The sequence below is a fragment of the Actinorhabdospora filicis genome, from assembly GCF_030269765.1.
Taxonomy (GTDB): domain Bacteria; phylum Actinomycetota; class Actinomycetes; order Mycobacteriales; family Micromonosporaceae; genus Actinorhabdospora; species Actinorhabdospora filicis.
Genome location: NZ_BSTX01000001.1, coordinates 465,570 through 482,696, shown reverse-complemented (window position 1 = coordinate 482,696; position 17,127 = coordinate 465,570). Strand labels below are relative to the sequence as shown.

Annotated in this window: 14 protein-coding genes and 1 riboswitch; of the genes, 7 read left to right on the top strand and 7 right to left on the bottom strand. The window is 73.1% G+C overall.

All coding sequences use genetic code 11. From position 1 onward, the window contains the following. Positions 1-351: 351 nt before the first annotated feature. The 4 genes from QSK10_RS02200 to QSK10_RS02185 all read right to left on the bottom strand — a co-directional run bounded on the left by QSK10_RS02200 (position 352) and on the right by QSK10_RS02185 (position 6,167). Positions 352-1,347 (bottom strand): ribonucleotide-diphosphate reductase subunit beta, encoded by a 996-nt coding sequence (locus QSK10_RS02200; RefSeq protein ID WP_285662896.1) that lies wholly within the window; start codon positions 1,345-1,347, stop codon positions 352-354. A gap of 26 nt (positions 1,348-1,373) precedes the next feature. Beyond that, complete coding sequence (locus QSK10_RS02195) at positions 1,374-3,668, bottom strand: ribonucleoside-diphosphate reductase subunit alpha (RefSeq protein WP_285660870.1); 2,295 nt, start codon at positions 3,666-3,668, stop codon at positions 1,374-1,376. A 131-nt stretch (positions 3,669-3,799) separates the two neighbouring features. Then, a riboswitch (cobalamin riboswitch) is annotated at positions 3,800-3,940 on the bottom strand. A gap of 1,362 nt (positions 3,941-5,302) precedes the next feature. Continuing rightward, positions 5,303-5,725, bottom strand: coding sequence for a ferritin-like domain-containing protein (locus QSK10_RS02190; protein ID WP_285660869.1), 423 nt, complete (start codon positions 5,723-5,725; stop codon positions 5,303-5,305). After that, positions 5,718-6,167, bottom strand: coding sequence for a ferritin-like domain-containing protein (locus QSK10_RS02185; protein WP_285660868.1), 450 nt, complete (start codon positions 6,165-6,167; stop codon positions 5,718-5,720). Before QSK10_RS02185 ends, QSK10_RS02190 begins: the two co-directional genes overlap by 8 nt. A 180-nt stretch (positions 6,168-6,347) precedes the next feature. Between QSK10_RS02185 and rimP the strand changes: the two genes are divergently transcribed. The 4 genes from rimP to infB all read left to right on the top strand — a co-directional run bounded on the left by rimP (position 6,348) and on the right by infB (position 11,463). Continuing rightward, on the top strand, positions 6,348-6,821 hold the full coding sequence (gene rimP / locus QSK10_RS02180) for a ribosome maturation factor RimP (RefSeq protein ID WP_285660867.1): 474 nt from the start codon (positions 6,348-6,350) through the stop codon (positions 6,819-6,821). 4 nt (positions 6,822-6,825) lie between these two features. Then, positions 6,826-7,824, top strand: coding sequence for a transcription termination factor NusA (gene nusA / locus QSK10_RS02175; protein WP_285660866.1), 999 nt, complete (start codon positions 6,826-6,828; stop codon positions 7,822-7,824). A gap of 167 nt (positions 7,825-7,991) precedes the next feature. After that, positions 7,992-8,327, top strand: coding sequence for a YlxR family protein (locus tag QSK10_RS02170; protein ID WP_349497670.1), 336 nt, complete (start codon positions 7,992-7,994; stop codon positions 8,325-8,327). 106 nt (positions 8,328-8,433) lie between these two features. Then, entirely contained in the window at positions 8,434-11,463 is a 3,030-nt protein-coding gene (gene infB, locus QSK10_RS02165; RefSeq protein WP_285660865.1) for a translation initiation factor IF-2, read from the top strand. On the opposite strand, the gene QSK10_RS02160 is transcribed toward infB, so the two are convergent. After that, a complete protein-coding gene (locus QSK10_RS02160; RefSeq protein ID WP_285660864.1) occupies positions 11,384-12,148 on the bottom strand; it encodes a maleylpyruvate isomerase N-terminal domain-containing protein in 765 nt (254 codons plus the stop codon). The genes infB and QSK10_RS02160 overlap by 80 nt on opposite strands. A gap of 351 nt (positions 12,149-12,499) precedes the next feature. On the opposite strand from QSK10_RS02160, the gene QSK10_RS02155 reads away from it, so the two are divergent. Then, a complete protein-coding gene (locus QSK10_RS02155) occupies positions 12,500-14,023 on the top strand; it encodes an FAD-dependent monooxygenase (protein ID WP_285660863.1) in 1,524 nt (507 codons plus the stop codon). On the opposite strand, the gene rbfA is transcribed toward QSK10_RS02155, so the two are convergent. Together rbfA and QSK10_RS02145 are read right to left on the bottom strand one after the other, a co-directional pair. Continuing rightward, positions 14,020-14,451 carry a 30S ribosome-binding factor RbfA gene (gene rbfA, locus QSK10_RS02150; protein WP_285660862.1) on the bottom strand — a complete coding sequence of 144 codons (432 nt, stop codon included), beginning with the start codon at positions 14,449-14,451 and terminating at the stop codon, positions 14,020-14,022. The genes QSK10_RS02155 and rbfA overlap by 4 nt on opposite strands. A gap of 19 nt (positions 14,452-14,470) precedes the next feature. Next, complete coding sequence (locus QSK10_RS02145) at positions 14,471-14,764, bottom strand: DUF503 domain-containing protein (RefSeq protein WP_285660861.1); 294 nt, start codon at positions 14,762-14,764, stop codon at positions 14,471-14,473. 139 nt (positions 14,765-14,903) lie between these two features. On the opposite strand from QSK10_RS02145, the gene QSK10_RS02140 reads away from it, so the two are divergent. Continuing rightward, entirely contained in the window at positions 14,904-16,226 is a 1,323-nt protein-coding gene (locus QSK10_RS02140; protein ID WP_285660860.1) for an MATE family efflux transporter, read from the top strand. 59 nt (positions 16,227-16,285) lie between these two features. Continuing rightward, positions 16,286-17,125 (top strand): tRNA pseudouridine(55) synthase TruB, encoded by an 840-nt coding sequence (gene truB, locus QSK10_RS02135; protein ID WP_285662894.1) that lies wholly within the window; start codon positions 16,286-16,288, stop codon positions 17,123-17,125. Positions 17,126-17,127 lie beyond the last annotated feature (2 nt).

Below are 17,127 nucleotides of genomic sequence, written 5' to 3'. Positions count from 1 at the left end.
GGGCGGCGCGGTGGGGCGGCGCGGTGGGTTCGGGGACGGGGCGGCGCCGCGTGGTTCTTCACGGGGCCGCCCCGCGCCCCGGGCGCCGGTCGACCGCGCCGCATCGGTGCTGCGCTGCGCCGCACGGCGCAGCGCGATGCGGCGGGGCGGGGATGCCGGTGGTTCCGGTGTCCCCGCCCCTTGTCTGTTCTCGTCTCTGTTCTCGTCGATTCCGATCACCGCTGCGGCGCCGCCGGGGCTCCACCGTCGGCGGCGCCGCAGCGATTCGTCGACGGCGCCGCGGCCCGCCCGCCCGCGGGCGGGCCACGCCACGCCCAGGCCGTCCGCGGCGCGGGGCCGTCTCGTGCCGGCCTAGAACTCCTCGTCCAGGCTCACCGTTCCCGATACCGCCACCTGGTAGGCCGAGACCCGCCGCTCGAAGAAGTTCGTCAGCTCCTGCACGTCCTGCAGGGCCATGAAGTCGAACGGGTTCGCCGAGCCGAAGCGGGTCGGCATGCCCAGGCGGGCCAGGCGCTGGTCGGCGACGTACTCCAGGTAGCGGCGCATGTCGGCGGTGTTCATGCCGGAGAGCCCGTCGCCGCAGACGTCCTCGGCGAAGGCGGCTTCGGCGTCGACGGCCTCTTCCAGCATGCGGGTGACCTGGGCGGTCAGTTCGTCGTCGAAGAGTTCGGGTTCTTCCTTGCGGACCGTCTCGATCACGGAGAACGCGAAGCTCATGTGCATCGACTCGTCGCGGAACACCCAGTTCGTGCCGGTGGCGAGGCCGTCGAGGAGGCCGCGGGAACGCAGCCAGTAGACGTAGGCGAAGGCGCCGTAGAAGAACAGCCCCTCGATGCAGGCGGCGAAGCAGATCAGGTTCAGCAGGAACGACCGCCGGTCGGCGGGGGTGCGCAGCTCGTCCAGGGAGTCGATCGAGTCGATCCAGCGGAAGCAGAAGTCGCCCTTCTGCTTGATCGACGGGATGCGCTCGATCGCGGCGAAGGCCTCGGTGCGGTCGTCGTGGTCGGGGAGGTAGGTGTCCAGCAGCGTCAGATAGAACTGGACGTGCACGGCCTCCTCGAACAGCTGACGCGACAGGTACAGGCGCGCCTCGGGGGCGTTGACGTGCTTGTACAGGTTCAGCACGAGGTTGTTGGCGACGATGGTGTCACCGGTGGCGAAGAACGCCACGAGGCGCTTCACCAGGTGGTACTCGCCGGGGGTGAGCTTGGCGAGGTCAGCGACGTCGGCGGCGAGGTCGACCTCCTCGACGGTCCAGGTGTTGCGGATGGCGGCCCGGTACTGCTCGTAGAAGTCCGGGTAGCGCATGGGACGCAGGGTCAGGTCCATGCCCGGGTCGAGCAGCATCTGGCGGTCGCGCTGGCGGGGGACGGTCACTGGCAGGCCTCGCAGATCTCGGGGTTCTCAAGGGAGCACGCCACGGCGTCGGCTTCGCTGGGAAGCGTCACCGCGACGGTGGTCTGCGCGATCCGCGTCGCCGGGCGGGAGCGCAGGTAGTAGGTCGTCTTCAGGCCCTGACGCCACGCGTAGGCGTACATCGACGAGAGCTTGCCGATGGTGGGGGCGGCCATGAAGAGGTTGAGCGACTGGGACTGGTCGATGAACGGCATGCGCGCCGCGGCGAGGTCGATCAGCGCGCGCTGCGGGAGCTCCCACGCGGTGCGGTACAGCGTCCGCAGCTCCTCGGGGAGCCAGCCGAAGTCCTGCACCGAGCCCTCCGACGACAGCAGCGCCGCGCGGGTGGCGTCGTCCCAGCGGCCCAGGCGCTTCAGGTCCTCGATGAGGTACGGGTTGACCTGGAGGAACTCACCGGACAGCGTCTCGCGCTTGAAGACGTTCGACACGACCGGCTCGATGCACTCGGCGCAACCGGCGATCGCGGCGATCGTCGCGGTCGGCGCGATCGCGATCAGCAGCGAGTTCCGCAGCCCCGTCTCTGCGACGCGGGCGCGCAGTGCCGCCCACCGCTCCGCCTGCCACGTCGGGGTGCCGGGGAAGTGGTCGACGTGCAGGACACCGTCGAACGCGCGCGTCTCGAAGTAGTTCGGGTGACGGCCCAGCGACGCGGCCAGCTCCGCCGACGTCTCGTAGGCCGACAGCGCGATCTCCTCGGCGACGCGCGTCGACAGCTCCTTCGCCTCGGGCGAGTCGAAGGCGAGGCGCAGCTTGAAGAACACGTCCGCCAGGCCCATGACGCCCAGGCCGACCGGACGCCACTTCGCGTTGCTCGCCTTCGCGGCGTCCGTCGGGTAGTAGCTGCGGTCGATCGTGCGGTCCAGGAACCGCACCGCGGTGCGCACGGTGCGCGACAGCGCCGCGAAGTCCACGCCCGTCGCGGTGACGTGCGCCCCGAGGTTCACCGAGCCCAGGTTGCACACCGCCGTCGTCTCATCGTCGGTGACTTCGAGGATCTCGGTGCACAGGTTCGACAGGTGCACCACGTTCCCCTCGCGCGCGGTCTGGTTGCACGCGCGGTTGGAGGCGTCCTTGAACGTCATCCACCCGTTGCCGGTCTGCGCGAGGGTGCGCATCATGCGCGCGTAGAGCGTCCGCGCCGGGACGGTGCGCCGCGCCAGGCCCGCCGCCTCCGCCGCGGCGTAGGCGGCGTCGAAGCGCTCGCCCCACAGGTCGGTGAGGTGCGGGACCTCCTTCGGGTCGAACAGCGACCAGTCGGCGTTGGCCTCCACGCGGCGCATGAACTCGTCGGGGACCCACACCGCGAGGTTCAGGTTGTGGGTGCGCTGCGCCTCGTCGCCGGTGTTGTCGCGCAGTTCGAGGAACTCCTCGACGTCGGCGTGCCACGGCTCCAGGTAGACGCACGCCGCGCCCTTGCGGCGCCCGCCCTGGTTGACCGCCGCGACGCTGGCGTCGAGGGTCCGCAGCCACGGGACGATGCCGTTCGAGTTGCCGTTCGTGCCCTTGATCAGCGAGCCCCGGGAGCGGACGCGCGTCCAGGAGACGCCGATGCCGCCGGCGAACTTCGACAGGCGCGCGATGTCGGTGTAGCGGCCGTAGATGGCCTCAAGCTCGTCGCGGGGGGAGTCGAGGAGGAAGCACGACGACAGCTGCGGGTGCGCCGTCCCGGAGTTGAACAGCGTCGGCGAGCTGGGCAGGTACGAGAGGCGGCTGGTGAGGTCGTAGAGCTCGCGGGCCTCGTCCACGGTCTCGGCGAGGCCGGCGGCGACGCGGAGGAGGAACCACTGCGGCGTCTCGATGACCAGGCGGGTGACGGGGTGGCGCAGCAGGTAGCGGTCGTAGACGGTGCGGAGGCCGAAGTAGCCGAAGCGGTCATCCTCGGCGTCGTCGGCGATGGCGTCGAGCGCGGCGGCGTTGGACGCGGTGAACGCGGCGAGCGCCGCGGAGTGGACGCCCTGGCGGTGGCCCTCGGCGACGGACTCGCTGAACGCGGTGAGGCCCTGACCGGCGACCTCGGCGTGGATGAGGCGCGCGAGGAGCCGCGCGGCGAGGCGCGAGTACTGCGGGTCGGCGCCGATGAGGGCGGCGGCGGAGCGCACCGCGAGCTCCAGGTCCTCGGCGTGGCTCGCGCCCGGGGCGCGGCCGGATTCCACGGCGCGCGCGACGCGCTCGGCGTCGACGTCGGGAAGGCCCTCGGCGGCGCGTGTGATGAGCGAGTCCAGATCGGGACTGCTCAGTGTGGTGATTGCCATGACGAGACGGCCTCCTCGCGTACGTCAACCCGGTGTCCCCGGAGCGTGGGACGGGCGGGCGGACGCGGGCGGCGGGCATGGCGCGCGTTCGCTGCGGCCTTGTCCACGAGACCGGGGAGCGGCGCGCGCCGGCGGCGCGCGCGCCTACGGCAGGTGTCCGGACTCGCGGCGTGGCCGCTCACCGTTGCGGGACAGTCCCGGATTCGCACCGGGTTCCCTGTTGTCTCACGGGAGGTGTGTGCCTCCTGTGAACCGTTGGCTGGGACAGACTACATGTGGGGGTTGGGGGATTTGCAGACCCCAAGATGTTCGGGCGTGGCGGGGATGGGGTAGGGCGGGATTGTGGGTGGGGCGGGGGGTTTGGGGGTGGGGTGGGCGGGTCTGCGGGGTGGCGGAGCGGGGTGCCGGGCGGTGTGGGTGGTGGCGCGGCGTGGGCTGACGGGGCGGGGGAGTGGGGTGGATGTGCGGGTGGATGGGGGCGGGGCGGCGGCGTTGTCGCGCGGGGCGGCGCCGTGGGGTCGGTGGGGCGGCGCGGGTGCGCCGTACGTCGCGCGTGAGCTGAGGAAACGTCATGGCGGCGCGACGGCGTGCGGCGCGGTGTGACGGGGCGGCGCCGCGCCGCTTCGGGGCGCCGTCGTGCGAGGTATACCGGGTATGGCATGGCCGTGCTAAAAACGGCCGGGCCTGATGTTTTCGCAGGTCGCGCGCGACGTCGGCGCGATACGGCGCGGCGCCGTGGTGACGCGGAGCCGCGCCGTGGTTGTACGGGGCGGACCTGGTGCGGGGCGGCGTCGGTTTGGGGAGGCCGACGGGGCTTGGGAGGGGTTGGGTGTCGCGCCGGTGGGGTGGCGTGGTGGCGGCGGGATGTTGGTGCGGTGGGGCACGGCGGGTGTGAGGGAAGTCGCGGGATCCGTGCGGCGTTTGTGGCTGTGGGGTGGTTCATGGTGGAGGCGACCGCAGGACCGCAGGACTGTAGGAGCGGCTGGCTGACCGGCCGCTCGCCTGATCGGCCGGTCGACGGCGCGGGTGGCGGGGCGGGCGTGGCAGTGGGCGGGGGAGCTGGCGGTGCGGTGCGGCGCGGCGTGACGGCGGGCTGGGGAATCAACGGCGCGGCGCGGCTTGGACGGGGCGGCGCCGTGTGCCGCCACGGGGCCGCCCCGTGGGCTCCGTGCGTCGCGCGTGAGCTGGGAAAACATCGCGGGGCGGCGCCGGGGGTGTTCGGGCGGGCGACCCTACTGCGGGGCGGGGCGGGGCAGGCGCCGGTGCGGGGTGCACGGCACGGTGCGGCGTCGGCGTCGGCGTCGGCGGGGGTTGGGGTTGGCCTGGGCGGATCCAGAGGGGGATTGCGGGGCGTCACCGTCGGGGTCGATGACCTGGTCGCGGCGCGGCGCGGCGTGAGTGTGACGGCGCGGTGTCGCAGTACGGGGCGGCCGCGCCGGGCGTGCGGCGTGGCCCGGACCGTGCTGCCGCTCCGCAGCGGGGCCCACTGGGCCGCGCCGTGCGGAGCTCACGGGGCGGCGGGTGCCTCAGGGGCCGCGTCGCGTCGCGTCACCGTGCGCCGCGTCACGCCGCGGCGCCTCGCTCGCGGCCCGGCCAGCCCTTGCCCGCCCGCCCCGTCCAGCCGGCCTCGCCCCTCAAGCCCCCGGGAACGGTGCCGTCGTCTTGTCGCCGCGGATGGCGCGCCAGCGGGCGGCTTGGGTGGCGGCGTTCGCGAGGGCTGCGACGCAGCGGCGGCGGTCGTCGGGGCCGGATACGCCGGTGGCGGTGCGCCAGATGGTGGTGGCGGCGGTTTCGAGGCCGGCGAGGAGGGCGGTGGCCTCGTCTTCGTTGGTCACCGGGGTGGGGAGGGTGTAGCCGGCTTCGGCGGAGGGGGGTTCGACGCCGACGGCGGAGAGGTGCTCGGTGAGGGCGTCGCGGAGGTCGCGGTGGGACTGCTCGGCGGTGGCGGCGAGGGAGCGGGCGCTCTTGTCGCGGATCTGGGCGCCGGCGACGCCGTAGGCGTAGATGAGGGCGTGCTCGGCGGCGAGGCCGGCGGCGATTCCGGTGAGCTCAGCCACTGAGCACCGCCGCGTGGACGGCGCGGTTGGCCGCGATGGAGGCGAGGAGGCGGGCGTGCTGGGGGTTGGCGGCGCCCGAGCACTGGGTGAGGGCCTCGTCGTAAGCGGCGGTCTCGGCGTCGTGGAGGGTGTCCGTGGTGTCGTCCTCGGTGTGGGGGGCGGCGGTTATGGCGTCGGCGCCGGGGCCGATGTAGCGGGCCAGCCGTTCGGCGTGGGCGCGGTGGTCGTCGCGGATGGCGGTGAGGCGCTCGGCCTTGGGGCCGCTGACCTTGGTCAGCATCGTCTCGTAGCGGGCGAGGAGGCCGCGGGATGTGGCGAGGGCCTCGTCGAGCCCGTGCTCGATGATGTCGGCGCGCGGTGGCGAGCAGGCCACGGTGGCGGCGGCGAGCGCTGCTAGGCCGCCGAGGAGGACTACCCGGCGGGTGTGTCGGGGTTCTGGCACCCGATCAGTTTCGCAGACGGATCGGTGCGGCAGGCACCGTGACGAGGTCGGCCTATGGGGGCAAGTTAGGCTGCTGAACGGATGATGACCATAGTCTGAGAACCGCCGCCCGGAACGGGGTGAACGGTCGAGCGGACGCAACAGCGGAGTGGGAGGTGTCGCGTGGGGGAGTCGACTGCCGTGCGCATCGAGTCCGTCATCGCGCCGGTGATCGCGGGCGCGGGGTACGACCTGGAGGAGCTGAAGGTCTCCCAGGCGGGACGGCGGAGCCTGGTGCGGGTCCTGGTGGACCGGCAGGGCGGCATCAACCTCGACGCGGTCGCCGAGGTCTCGCGGCTCATCTCCAACGCGCTGGACGCGGAGGAGGAGGCCCACGGGGCGTTCGTCCAGGGCACTTACACGCTTGAGGTCGGTTCGCCCGGCACCGAGCGCCCGCTGACGCTTCCCCGGCACTGGCGCCAGAAGGTCGGGCGCCTCGTCGAGGCGCGCGTGGGCGAGGACACCGTGACGGGGCGCATCGTGGAGGCCGACGATCGGGGTGTCACCCTCGACGTGTCCGGCGAGACGACCACGGTGCCGTACGGTGAGCTTGGCGCCGGCCGGATCCAGCTTGAGTTCTCCCGGTCCGACGCGGCCGAGGATGAGAAGGAGTAACGCTGTGCACATCGACCTCGCCGCACTTCGGTCGCTGGAGCGGGAGCGGGACATCTCCTTCGATACGATCCTCGGGGCGATCGAGACCGCGTTGCTCACCGCCTACCGTCACACCGAGGGCGCGCAGTCGCACGCGCGTGTCGACATCGACCGCAAGAGCGGCGCCGCGAGTGTGATCGCGCAGGAGATCGGCCCGGAGGGCACGGTCGTGCGCGAGTGGGACGACACCCCGCACGACTTCGGCCGCATCGCCGCGATGACGGCCAAGCAGGTGATCCTGCAGCGGCTGCGCGAGGCCACCGACGAGGTGAACTTCGGCGAGTACGCCGGCAAGGACGGCGACCTGGTCACGGGTGTGATCCAGGCCCACGAGGCGCGTGCCGAGAAGGGCATCGTGGTCGTGGACCTCGGCAAGATCGAGGCGCTGCTGCCGCCGACGGAGCAGGTGCCGGGCGAGCCGTACGAGCACGGGACGCGCATCCGCTGCGTCGTGGTGCACGTCTCGCGTGGTTTCCGTGGGCCGCAGATCACGTTGTCGCGTTCGCACCCGAACCTGGTGCGGCGGCTGTTCGCGATGGAGGTCCCCGAGATCGCCGACGGCTCGGTGGAGATCGCCGCCGTGGCGCGCGAGGCGGGGCACCGGACGAAGATCGCGGTGCGCTCGACCGTGGAGGGCCTCAACGCGAAGGGTGCCTGCATCGGCCCGATGGGCTCGCGGGTCCGCGCGGTGATGAGCGAACTGAACGGCGAGAAGATCGACATCATCGACTGGGCGGCCGATCCGGCGGAGTTCGTCGGGAACGCGCTGTCGCCGGCGAAGGCGCTGCGGGTGGAGATCCTCGACGAGGACACCCGGACCGCGCGCGTGATCGTTCCGGACTTCCAGCTGTCGCTGGCGATCGGCCGGGAGGGCCAGAACGCGCGGCTCGCCGCCCGGCTGACGGGCTGGCGCATCGACATCCGGCCGGACGTGGTGCCGGACGGTCAGGCCGAGCGGGCCTGAGACGACGTCGCCCCCGGGTCCGCGAGGCTCCGAGGGGCGTCGCGTGGAGTGAGATCTCGCTCACGAAACGCGTGCACGGTGAAGAAGACGGCGTCCGTCGTGGTTGACACGGGCGCACTGTGCGGGGCCGACTCCCGCCGATGTGGTGAGGAACGGTAGACTTTCCTGTGGTCCGACGCGCTCCGGTCATTCGCACTTGTGTGGGGTGCCGTTCTCGCGCGCGGTCCATTGAGTTGCTGCGGGTCACCGCGGTCGACGCGCCCACCGGTCAGCGGTTGGCGGTCGATCCCGCTCGCAGATTGCCGGGCCGGGGAGCGCACGTGCATCCCGATCCGGCGTGTCTAGCACTGGCCGAACGCCGCCGCGCCTTCGTGCGCGCGCTGCGCTTGACCGGTCTCGTGGACACCGCGCCCGTCGCGGAGTTCATCGAGCGGACCCGGGCGGCGACTCCGGCCACCGAAGACGGACGCGGTTCGCGGACGTCCTCAACGACCAAAGGTTAGGCAGACCGACATGAGCACACGATGAAGTCGCTGAAATGACCAGGCTTCAAGTGCACAAGTGAGGTCGCGCGGGCAGCCCCCGTACGACCTCAAGATGAGGAGTGCAGTGGCAGGCAAGGCCCGCGTACATGAACTCGCCAAGGAGTTCGGCGTCTCCAGCAAGGACGTTCTCGACAAGTTGAAAGACTTGGGCGAGTTCGTCAAGACGGCGTCGAGCACCGTCGAGGCCCCCGTGGCCCGGCGGTTGCGTGAGGTGTACGTATCCGAACAGACCCATGGGTCTCCGGCACCGGTGGCGTCCGCCCCGGCCGTGGAGTCCCCCAAGACGACGACCGCGCCCGCCGCGGTCCGGCCGGGACCCCGTCCCGGTCCGCGCACGCCGGCGAAGCCGGTGGCCGAGGCCTCCGAGCCGGCGCCGGTGACGGCGCCCGAGCCCGTGGCCGAGAAGGCCGCCGAGTCAGCGTCCCCCGTCGCGCCGGCGCGTAAGCCCGGCCCGCGTCCGGGGCCGCGCCCCGCTCCGGCGCCCGCGGCCAAGCCCGCCAGCGCCCACGACATCGAGGTCGCCGCCGCCGAGGCGCGCGCGGCGAAGCTGAAGCAGGAGCAGGAGGCCGCGGTCAAGGCCGCGCAGGAGGCCGCCAAGCGCAAGAAGGACGACGAGGGCAACCGTCCTCCGGCTCCTCCCGCCGCGCCCGGCGGCGGCGCGGTCCGTCCCGGCCCGCGTCCCGGCCCCCGCAACCCGTTCGGCGTCGGCGGCCAGCAGGCCTCCCCGGCTCCGCGTCCCGGCCCGAAGCCGCAGGCCGCGGCCCCCGGTGGTGGCGGTGACCGTCCCGGCGGTCCGCGTCCCAGCCCGTCGATGATGCCCCCGCGTCCCAGCCCGTCGATGATGCCGTCCCGTCCCGCCCCCGGCGGTCGTGGCGGTCCCGGCGGTGCCGGTGGACGCGGCCGTCCCGGCGCGCCCGGTCAGGGCGCTCCCGGCCGTGGCGGCCCCGGCGGTGCCGGTGGCGGCGGTAACTACCGCGGCGGCGGCGCCGGTGGCGGTGGCGGTGGCTTCCGTCCCGGTGGCGGCGGTGGCGGCGGCGGTTTCCGTCCCGGTGGCGGCGGTGGCGCCGGTGCCGGTGCCGGTGGCGCCGGAGCTCCCGGTGGCGGCGGTGGCTTCCGTCCCGGTGGCGGCGGTGGCCGTCCCGGTGGTGGCGGCCGTGGCCGCGGTGGCGGCACGGCGGGTGCCTTCGGGCGTCCCGGTGGCCGTCCGTCGCGTGGCCGCAAGTCGAAGAAGCAGAGGCGTCAGGAGTTCGACAACCTGTCGGCCCCGACGATGAGCTCGGGCGCCCCGAAGGGACAGGGTCAGACGATCCGGCTCCCGCGCGGCGCCTCCCTCGCCGACTTCGCCGACAAGGTCAACGCCAACCCGGGCACCCTCGTCCAGGAGATGTTCAACCTGGGCGAGATGGTGACCGCGACGCAGTCGTGCACCGACGAGACGCTCCAGCTTCTCGGCGAGCACCTCGGCTTCGTCGTCCAGATCGTCAGCCCCGAGGAAGAGGACCGCGACCTGCTGTCGCGCTTCGGCATCGAGCTGGCCGACGACGAGGACGACTCCGACGAGCCGCAGCGCCCGCCGGTCGTGACCGTCATGGGTCACGTCGACCACGGTAAGACGAAGCTGCTCGACGCCATCCGCCGCGCGAACGTGGTGGCGGGCGAGGCCGGCGGCATCACCCAGCACATCGGCGCCTACCAGGTGCAGGTGGAGCACGAGGGTGAAGAGCGCGCGATGACCTTCATCGACACCCCCGGTCACGAGGCGTTCACCGCCATGCGTGCCCGTGGTGCCCAGGTGACCGACATCGTCGTGCTCGTGGTCGCCGCCAACGACGGCGTCATGCCGCAGACGATCGAGGCCCTGAACCACGCTCAGGCGGCGGGCGTCCCGATCGTCGTGGCGGTCAACAAGATCGACCTGCCCGACGCCAACCCGGCCAAGGTGCGCCAGCAGCTCACCGAGTACGGCCTGGTGGCCGAGGAGTACGGCGGCGACACGATGTTCGTCGACGTCGCGGCCAAGCCCGGTATCGGCATCGACAAGCTCCTTGAGGGCGTCCTGCTGACCACCGACGCCGCGCTCGACCTGCGGGCGCCCGTCGACGGCCAGGCCCAGGGTGTCGCCATCGAGGCGCACCTCGACAAGGGACGCGGTCCCGTCGCGACGGTCCTCGTGCAGCGAGGCACCCTCAAGGTCGGCGACTCGATCGTCGCCGGCGACGCGCACGGCCGCATCCGCGCGATGCTGGACGAGCACGGCAACACCGTCGCCGAGGCCGGTCCTTCGCGTCCGGTGCTCGTCCTCGGTCTCACCTCGGTGCCCGGCGCCGGTGACATGTTCCTCGTCGTCGACGAGGACCGCGTCGCCCGCCAGATCGCCGAGCAGCGCCAGGCCCGCGTCCGCGCGGCCCAGCAGGCGGCGAGCCGTGGCCGTCCGACCCTTGAGAACTTCATGGAGAAGATCAAGGAGGGCGAGCGCACGACGCTCTCGCTCATCCTCAAGGGTGACGTGTCCGGTTCCGTCGAGGCCCTGGAAGACGCCCTCACGAAGATCGAGATCTCGGACGAGGTCCAGCTGCGGATCATCCACCGCGGCGTGGGCGCCATCACCGAGAACGACGTCAACCTCGCCCGTACCGGCGACTCGACGATCATCATCGGTTTCAACGTGCGGGCCGACAACCGGGCGCGCGAGATGGCCGACCGCGAGCACGTGGAGATCCGGTACTACACGGTCATCTACCACGCGATCGAGGAGATCGAGGCGGCCCTCAAGGGCATGCTCAAGCCGATCTACGAGGAGGTCGAGCTCGGCTCGGCGGAGGTCCGCGAGGTCTTCCGTTCGTCCAAGTTCGGCAACATCGCCGGCACGATCGTCCGCGAGGGCGTCATCAAGCGGAACGCCAAGGCGCGTCTGCTGCGCGATGGCGCGATCGTGGCCGACAACCTGTCGATCGCCTCGCTCCGCCGGTTCAAGGACGACGCGACCGAGGTCCGCGAGGGCTTCGAGTGCGGTATCACCTTGAGCAACTACAACAATGTCGAGGTCGGCGACGTGATCGAGACCTTCGAGATGCGGGAGAAGGCGCGCGCGTAGTGCGCTGAGTCTCTTGGACGCCGCCCGGGCTTTTGCCCGGGCGGCGTTTTTCGTGCTCAGAACACCGAGACGCTCTCCGGGGCGCGTTCACGCCGGGTGAGGGCGCGCAGGAGGGCGAGGTCGCCGTGCCGGTCGCGGTCGCCAGGACGCGGTCCATGGCCTCCGGCGGGAACGTGGGGGTGGGCGCGGCGACGCTGACGGCGAGGTCGTCGGAGTGGACGACGAGTTCCACCAGCCGCGTGGTCAGCAGCGTGTCCAGGGTGACGGCGTGGTTGCCGAAGATGTCGACCCAGCGGGCGGGGTCCTCGGCGGGAACGTGGCGGTCGAGGGCGATGAGGGCCTCGGAGACTTCGGCGGCGAGCGCGGCGGGTCCGTTCGCGGCGTGCTCGGCGGCGCGGGCGCGGATGGCGCGGTGGGTCGCGGAGTCGAGGGGCTGGTCGCTCTTGCCGCCGGCGCCGTCGCGGAACCATGTGGCGAGGTCCATGCGGGGGGTGTCCGGGGACAGGGGGACGTCGAGGAAGCGCCCCAGGTTGAGGATCTGGCGGCCGAGGTGGCCGGCGAGGGCGCCGACGGTGAGTTCGGGGAGCGCGGCGGGGGCGTCCCAGGCGGCGGCGACGGGCGCGGAGGCGATGAGGTCGCGGGCGGTGCGGGCGGTGGCGTGGAAGAGCGGCCAGGGGGTGGACATGCGGCTCCCGGGGGTGGGGTGGATGGCCGGACAGTGTGGCACGGGGGAGGAGCGCGTGGGGGCACGGTGCGGGCGGCGCCGCGGCGCCGTCGCCGATGGCGCGCCGTCGCCCCGTACGTCGCGCGTGACCTGGGCTTTTGTTTTCGCACGGCGCGGCTCCGTGCCGCATCGCGCCGCCCCGTGACGGGGCCGCCCCGCGCCGCGCCGTCGAGCCGCGCCGTCGCGCCGCAACCCTTCGCGCCGCGCCGGTGTTCGTGATCGCGGGACCGCCCGCTTCCGGTGGGAAGCCGCGCGCCCCTGATACCGTTCTACTGTTCGACTAATTACGTACCGAGTGGCCCGGAGGCCGTCATGACCACCCCGCAGTCCTCCTCTCCGTCCGGCGCAGGTCCTGTCGCCGATGCCGACGTCCTCGTGGTGGGCGGTGGTCCCGTCGGGATGCTGCTCGCCGGTGAGCTCGGGATGCAGGGGGTGCGGGTGCTCGTCCTGGAGAAGCTGCTGGAGCCGTCGATCGAGTCGAAGGCGGGGACGCTCCACTACCGCACGGCGCAGACGCTGGCGCGGCGCGGGCTGCTCGAAGCGGTGCAGCCGGGGCCGGGGCTGGCGCGGACGGCGCCGGGGCGGCCGGTGCGGTTCCACTTCGCGGGGATGTTCGACCTGGACCTGTCGCGGGTGGTGGACGAGGGCCCGGCGCTGGTGGGCAGTCCGCAGGCCTACACGGAGCGGGTCTTCGAGCGGCGCGCGGCGGGTTTCGGCGTGCGGGTGGAGCGGGGCGCGGAGGTGGTGGCCCTGGACCAGGGCGGCGACGGTGTGCGGGTGACCACCGGCGACGGGCGGGTGTTCACCGCGGGGTGGGTGGTGGGCGCCGACGGCGCGCGCAGCGCCGTGCGCAAGCTCGCGGGGATCGCGTTCACGGGCACCGCGCCGACGCTGTCGGCGATCATGGGTGAGGTGCGGCTGCTGGACCTCCACAATGCGCCGCAGGGCTGGGAGCGGACGCCGCGCGGCTGGACGATGGTGTGGCCCAACCCGTACGGGCACAGCCGGGTCGCCACTTACCGCTTCGAGGGCCCGCACCCGGACCGGAACTCACCCGTGGCCCTCGATGAGCTGCGCGCCGAGCTGGAGCGCATCAGCGGCGGGCCGGTGCCGATGGACTCGCCGCGCTGGCTGACGCGGTTCACCGACGCCGCGCTGCAGGCCGAGACGTACCGCTCGGGGCGGGTGCTGGTGGCGGGGGACGCCGCGCACGTGCACTTCCCGGCGGGCGGGCAGGGCTTGAACCTGGGCTTGCAGGACGCGGTCAACCTCGGCTGGAAGCTCGCCGGGGTGGTGAAGGGGCGCGTTCCCGCGTCGGTGCTGGACAGCTACCACGACGAGCGCCATCCGGTCGCCGCCCGTGTCCTGTACAACGTGCGGGCGCAGGTCGCGCTGATGAACCCCGACCCTTCGGTGGACTCGCTGCGGGAGTTGTTCCGCGAGCTGATGCACCTCGACGAGGTCAACGCGTTCCTCAGCGGCATGGTCAGTGGCGCCGACGTCGCCTACGCGGGGGTGCCGGGCGACCCGTTCGCGGGCGTCTTCGCGCCGGACCTGGGCCTGAAGACCGGTGACGGCGAGGAGCGCCTGGCCGGGCTGCTGTCGGCGGGACGGGCGGTGTTCGCCGATCTCGGCGACCGGCCCGAGCTGCGCGCGATCGCCGCCGAGTGGGCGGGGGCGGTCGACGTGGTCCACGCCGCGCCGGTGGAGCGGGTCGCGGCCGAGGCGCTGCTGGTGCGGCCCGACGGGTACCTGGCGTTCAGCGGGCGCGGGGAAGACGGAGAGGCCGCGCGGTTGCGCGCGGCCCTCCGGACGTGGTTCGGGGAACCCGCCTAGATCTCGTCGTCGTCCTCGGCGGTCCGGTACGGGTTGGCGTCGCCGGCGTACCGGGCCCCCGCCGCCTGGCGGTGGACCTCGGCGTCGGCGCTGCGCGCCTTCTCCAGCAGCTCGTCGATGTGCGCGACGTGCTCGGGCACCGAGTCCAGGGCGAAGGTCAGGGACGGCGTGTGCCGCAGCCCCAGGGCGCGCCCGACGCTGGTGCGGATGAGGCCCTTGGCGCTCTCCAGCGCGGCGGTGCTGGCCTTCTGCTCCTCGGGGTCGCCGAGGACGGTGTAGAAGACCGTGGCCTCGCGCAGGTCGGCGGTCAGCCGCGCGTCGGTGATGGTCACCATGCCCAGGCGCGGGTCCTTGACCTGCTTGCGCAACGCAGCGGCGGTCAGCTCCTGCACCCGCCCGGCGAGCCGTCGCACTCGTGCCTCGCTCATGAAAATCACACCTTCCGCGTTAGTCCTCGGCGCCGTACAGACGGCGTCGCACGGACAGCAGCTCGATCTCGGGCCTCCCCGCGACGGTGCGTTCGCACGCGTCGAGGACCGCCGACACATGACTCGGATCGTCCGCGACCGCGGCGACGCCGATGGCGGCGCGCCCGTGCAGGTCTTGTTCACCGACCTCCGCGACGGCCACCTCAAGCTTTCGCAGAACGGCGATGATCGGGCGGACGTAGGACCGCTTCGCCTTCAGCGACCGGGAGTCCCCGGGGAGGAGCAGGTCGAAGATCGCCGTACCGGTGAACACCGCGTCAGCTTACGCCCAGGGCCCGCCGGCTCACCAGCCAGATAACGGCGAGCCGCCGCGGAGGGACGTGTCACAGCCCACGTCCGGTAACTAGTCAGAGTGTGTTGACCAGTTACCGATCTCGGGGGAGGATGGCCCCGTGACCCTCGCCCGCACCCGCCCCGTGACCTTCCGGCGCATCGCCGCGCTGGCGCTGCCCGCGCTGGTCGTCCTGGCCGCCGAACCGGTCTACATCCTCGTCGACACCGTCGTCGTCGGGCACCTCGGACGCGTCCCGCTCGCCGCCCTCGCCCTCGGCGGCGGTGTGATGAGCACCGCCGTCTTCCTCGGCAACGTCCTCGCCTACGGCGGCACCGGCCGCGCCGCCCGCCACTTCGGCGCCGGGGACCGCCGCGCCGCCGTCGCCGAGGGCGTCCAGGTCACCTGGCTCGCCGTGCTCGGCGGCGTCGCGCTGACGCTCCTCGTCCAGGTGTTCGCCGGGCCGCTCACGCGCGCGCTGGCCGGGAACGGCCCCGACTCCGCCGAGATCGCCGCGCAGGCCGAGACGTGGCTGCGGGTGGCCGTCCTCGGCGCGCCGTTCATCCTCATCGCGCTGGCCGGGCAGGGCTGGATGCGCGGCGTCCAGGAGACCCGCCGTCCCATGTACTACGTGCTCGGCGCGAACCTGCTGTCCGCCGCGCTCGTGCCGGTCCTGGTCAACGTCGCCGGGCTCGGGCTGATCGGCTCGGCCATCGCCAACGTCGCCGCGCAGGCGGTGTCCGGCGCGATGTTCCTGCGCGCCATCGTCGCCGAGCGCGTCCCCGTCCGGCCCGACCCGGCGATGCTGCGCCGCCAGCTGTCGCTGAGCCGCGACCTCGTCGCGCGCGGCGCCGCCTTCCAGATCTGCTTCCTGTCGGCGGCCACCGTCGCCGCCCGCTTCGGCGCCGCCTCCCTCGCCGCCCACCAGATCGGGCTCCAGCTGTGGATGTTCTGCGCGCTGGCCCTGGACGCCGTGGCCATCGCCGCGCAGGCCCTCATCGGCGCCGACCTCGGCGGCGGGGACGCCCACCGCGCCCGCGCCACCGCCCGGCGCGTCGCCTGGATGGGCCTCATCTCCGGCGGCGGCTTCGCCGTCGTCATCGCCGCCGGGGCGTCCTTCCTGCCCGGCTGGTTCTCCTCCGACGCCGCCGTCCACGAGCAGGCGCGCGTGCTGTGGCCGTGGTTCGTGGCCATGCTGCCCTTCGCCGGGCTCGTCTTCGCCCTCGACGGGGTGTTCATGGGCGCCGGGGACGTGGCGTTCCTGCGCAACATGATCCTGGTCGCCTCCGGCGCGTTCCTGCCCGTCATCTGGCTCGCCTACGCCCTCGACCTCGGCCTCGGCGGCGTGTGGGCCGGGCTCACCCTGTTCATCCTCATCCGGCTCGCCGCGCTCGTCGCCCGCCTGCGAGGGGGACGATGGGCCGTGACCGGGACCGCGACCTAGGCTGAACCCTCGTGACCGAGACACCAGCCGGATTCGTCGTCGTCGACAAGCAGGGCGGCATGACCTCCCATGACGTCGTGGCGCGCATGCGCCGCCTCGCCCAGACCCGCAAGGTCGGGCACGGCGGCACCCTCGACCCGATGGCCACCGGCGTCCTCGTCCTGGCCGTCGGGCGCGCCACCCGCCTGCTCACCTACGTCTCGGGCAGCGACAAGTCCTACGACGCCACCATCCGGCTCGGGCAGGCCACCGTCACCGACGACGCCGAAGGCGACGTGACCGCCACCGCCGACGCCTCCAACGTGGACCGCGCCGACATCGAGCGGATCCTGGCCGCGATGACCGGCGAGATCGACCAGGTCCCCAGCGCCGTCAGCGCCGTCAAGATCGACGGGAAGCGCTCCTACGCCCGCGTCCGCGCCGGCGAGGAGGTCGCGCTCAAGGCCCGCCGGGTGACCATCTCCCGGCTGGACGTCCTCGGCGTCCGCGCCGGTGACGGCGTCACCGACGTCGACGTCAGCGTCACCTGCTCCTCCGGCACCTACATCCGCGCCATCGCCCGCGACCTCGGCGCCGCCCTCGCCGTCGGCGGCCACCTCACCGCCCTGCGCCGCACCCGCGTCGGCGGCTTCACCCTCACCGAGGCCCGCACCCTCGACGAGCTCGCCGAACTCGACTCGCCCGTCAACCAGAGCCTCGCCCAGGCCGCCGGGCGCCTCCTGCCCCGCCGCGACGTCGGCGAGGAGGAGGCGGCGACCCTGTCCCACGGCGGATCCCTCCCGGTCAGCGGCGCCGACGGCCCGCACGCCGTCTTCGGCCCCGGCGGCGACGTCATCGCCGTGGTACGCGACGAACGGGGACGGGCACGACCCGAAGTCGTGCTCGCCCCCGCCGGTTAGCC

Coding starts and splice junctions, on each gene's coding strand:
- QSK10_RS02160 (WP_285660864.1), bottom strand. CDS start 12,148: ATGTCCACCCCCTGGCCGCTCTTCCACGCCACCGCCCGCACCGCCCGC.
- QSK10_RS02200 (WP_285662896.1), bottom strand. CDS start 1,347: ATGCTGCTCGACCCGGGCATGGACCTGACCCTGCGTCCCATGCGCTAC.
- rbfA (WP_285660862.1), bottom strand. CDS start 14,451: ATGAGCGAGGCACGAGTGCGACGGCTCGCCGGGCGGGTGCAGGAGCTG.
- truB (WP_285662894.1), top strand. CDS start 16,286: ATGACCTCCCATGACGTCGTGGCGCGCATGCGCCGCCTCGCCCAGACC.
- QSK10_RS02155 (WP_285660863.1), top strand. CDS start 12,500: ATGACCACCCCGCAGTCCTCCTCTCCGTCCGGCGCAGGTCCTGTCGCC.
- QSK10_RS02195 (WP_285660870.1), bottom strand. CDS start 3,668: ATGGCAATCACCACACTGAGCAGTCCCGATCTGGACTCGCTCATCACA.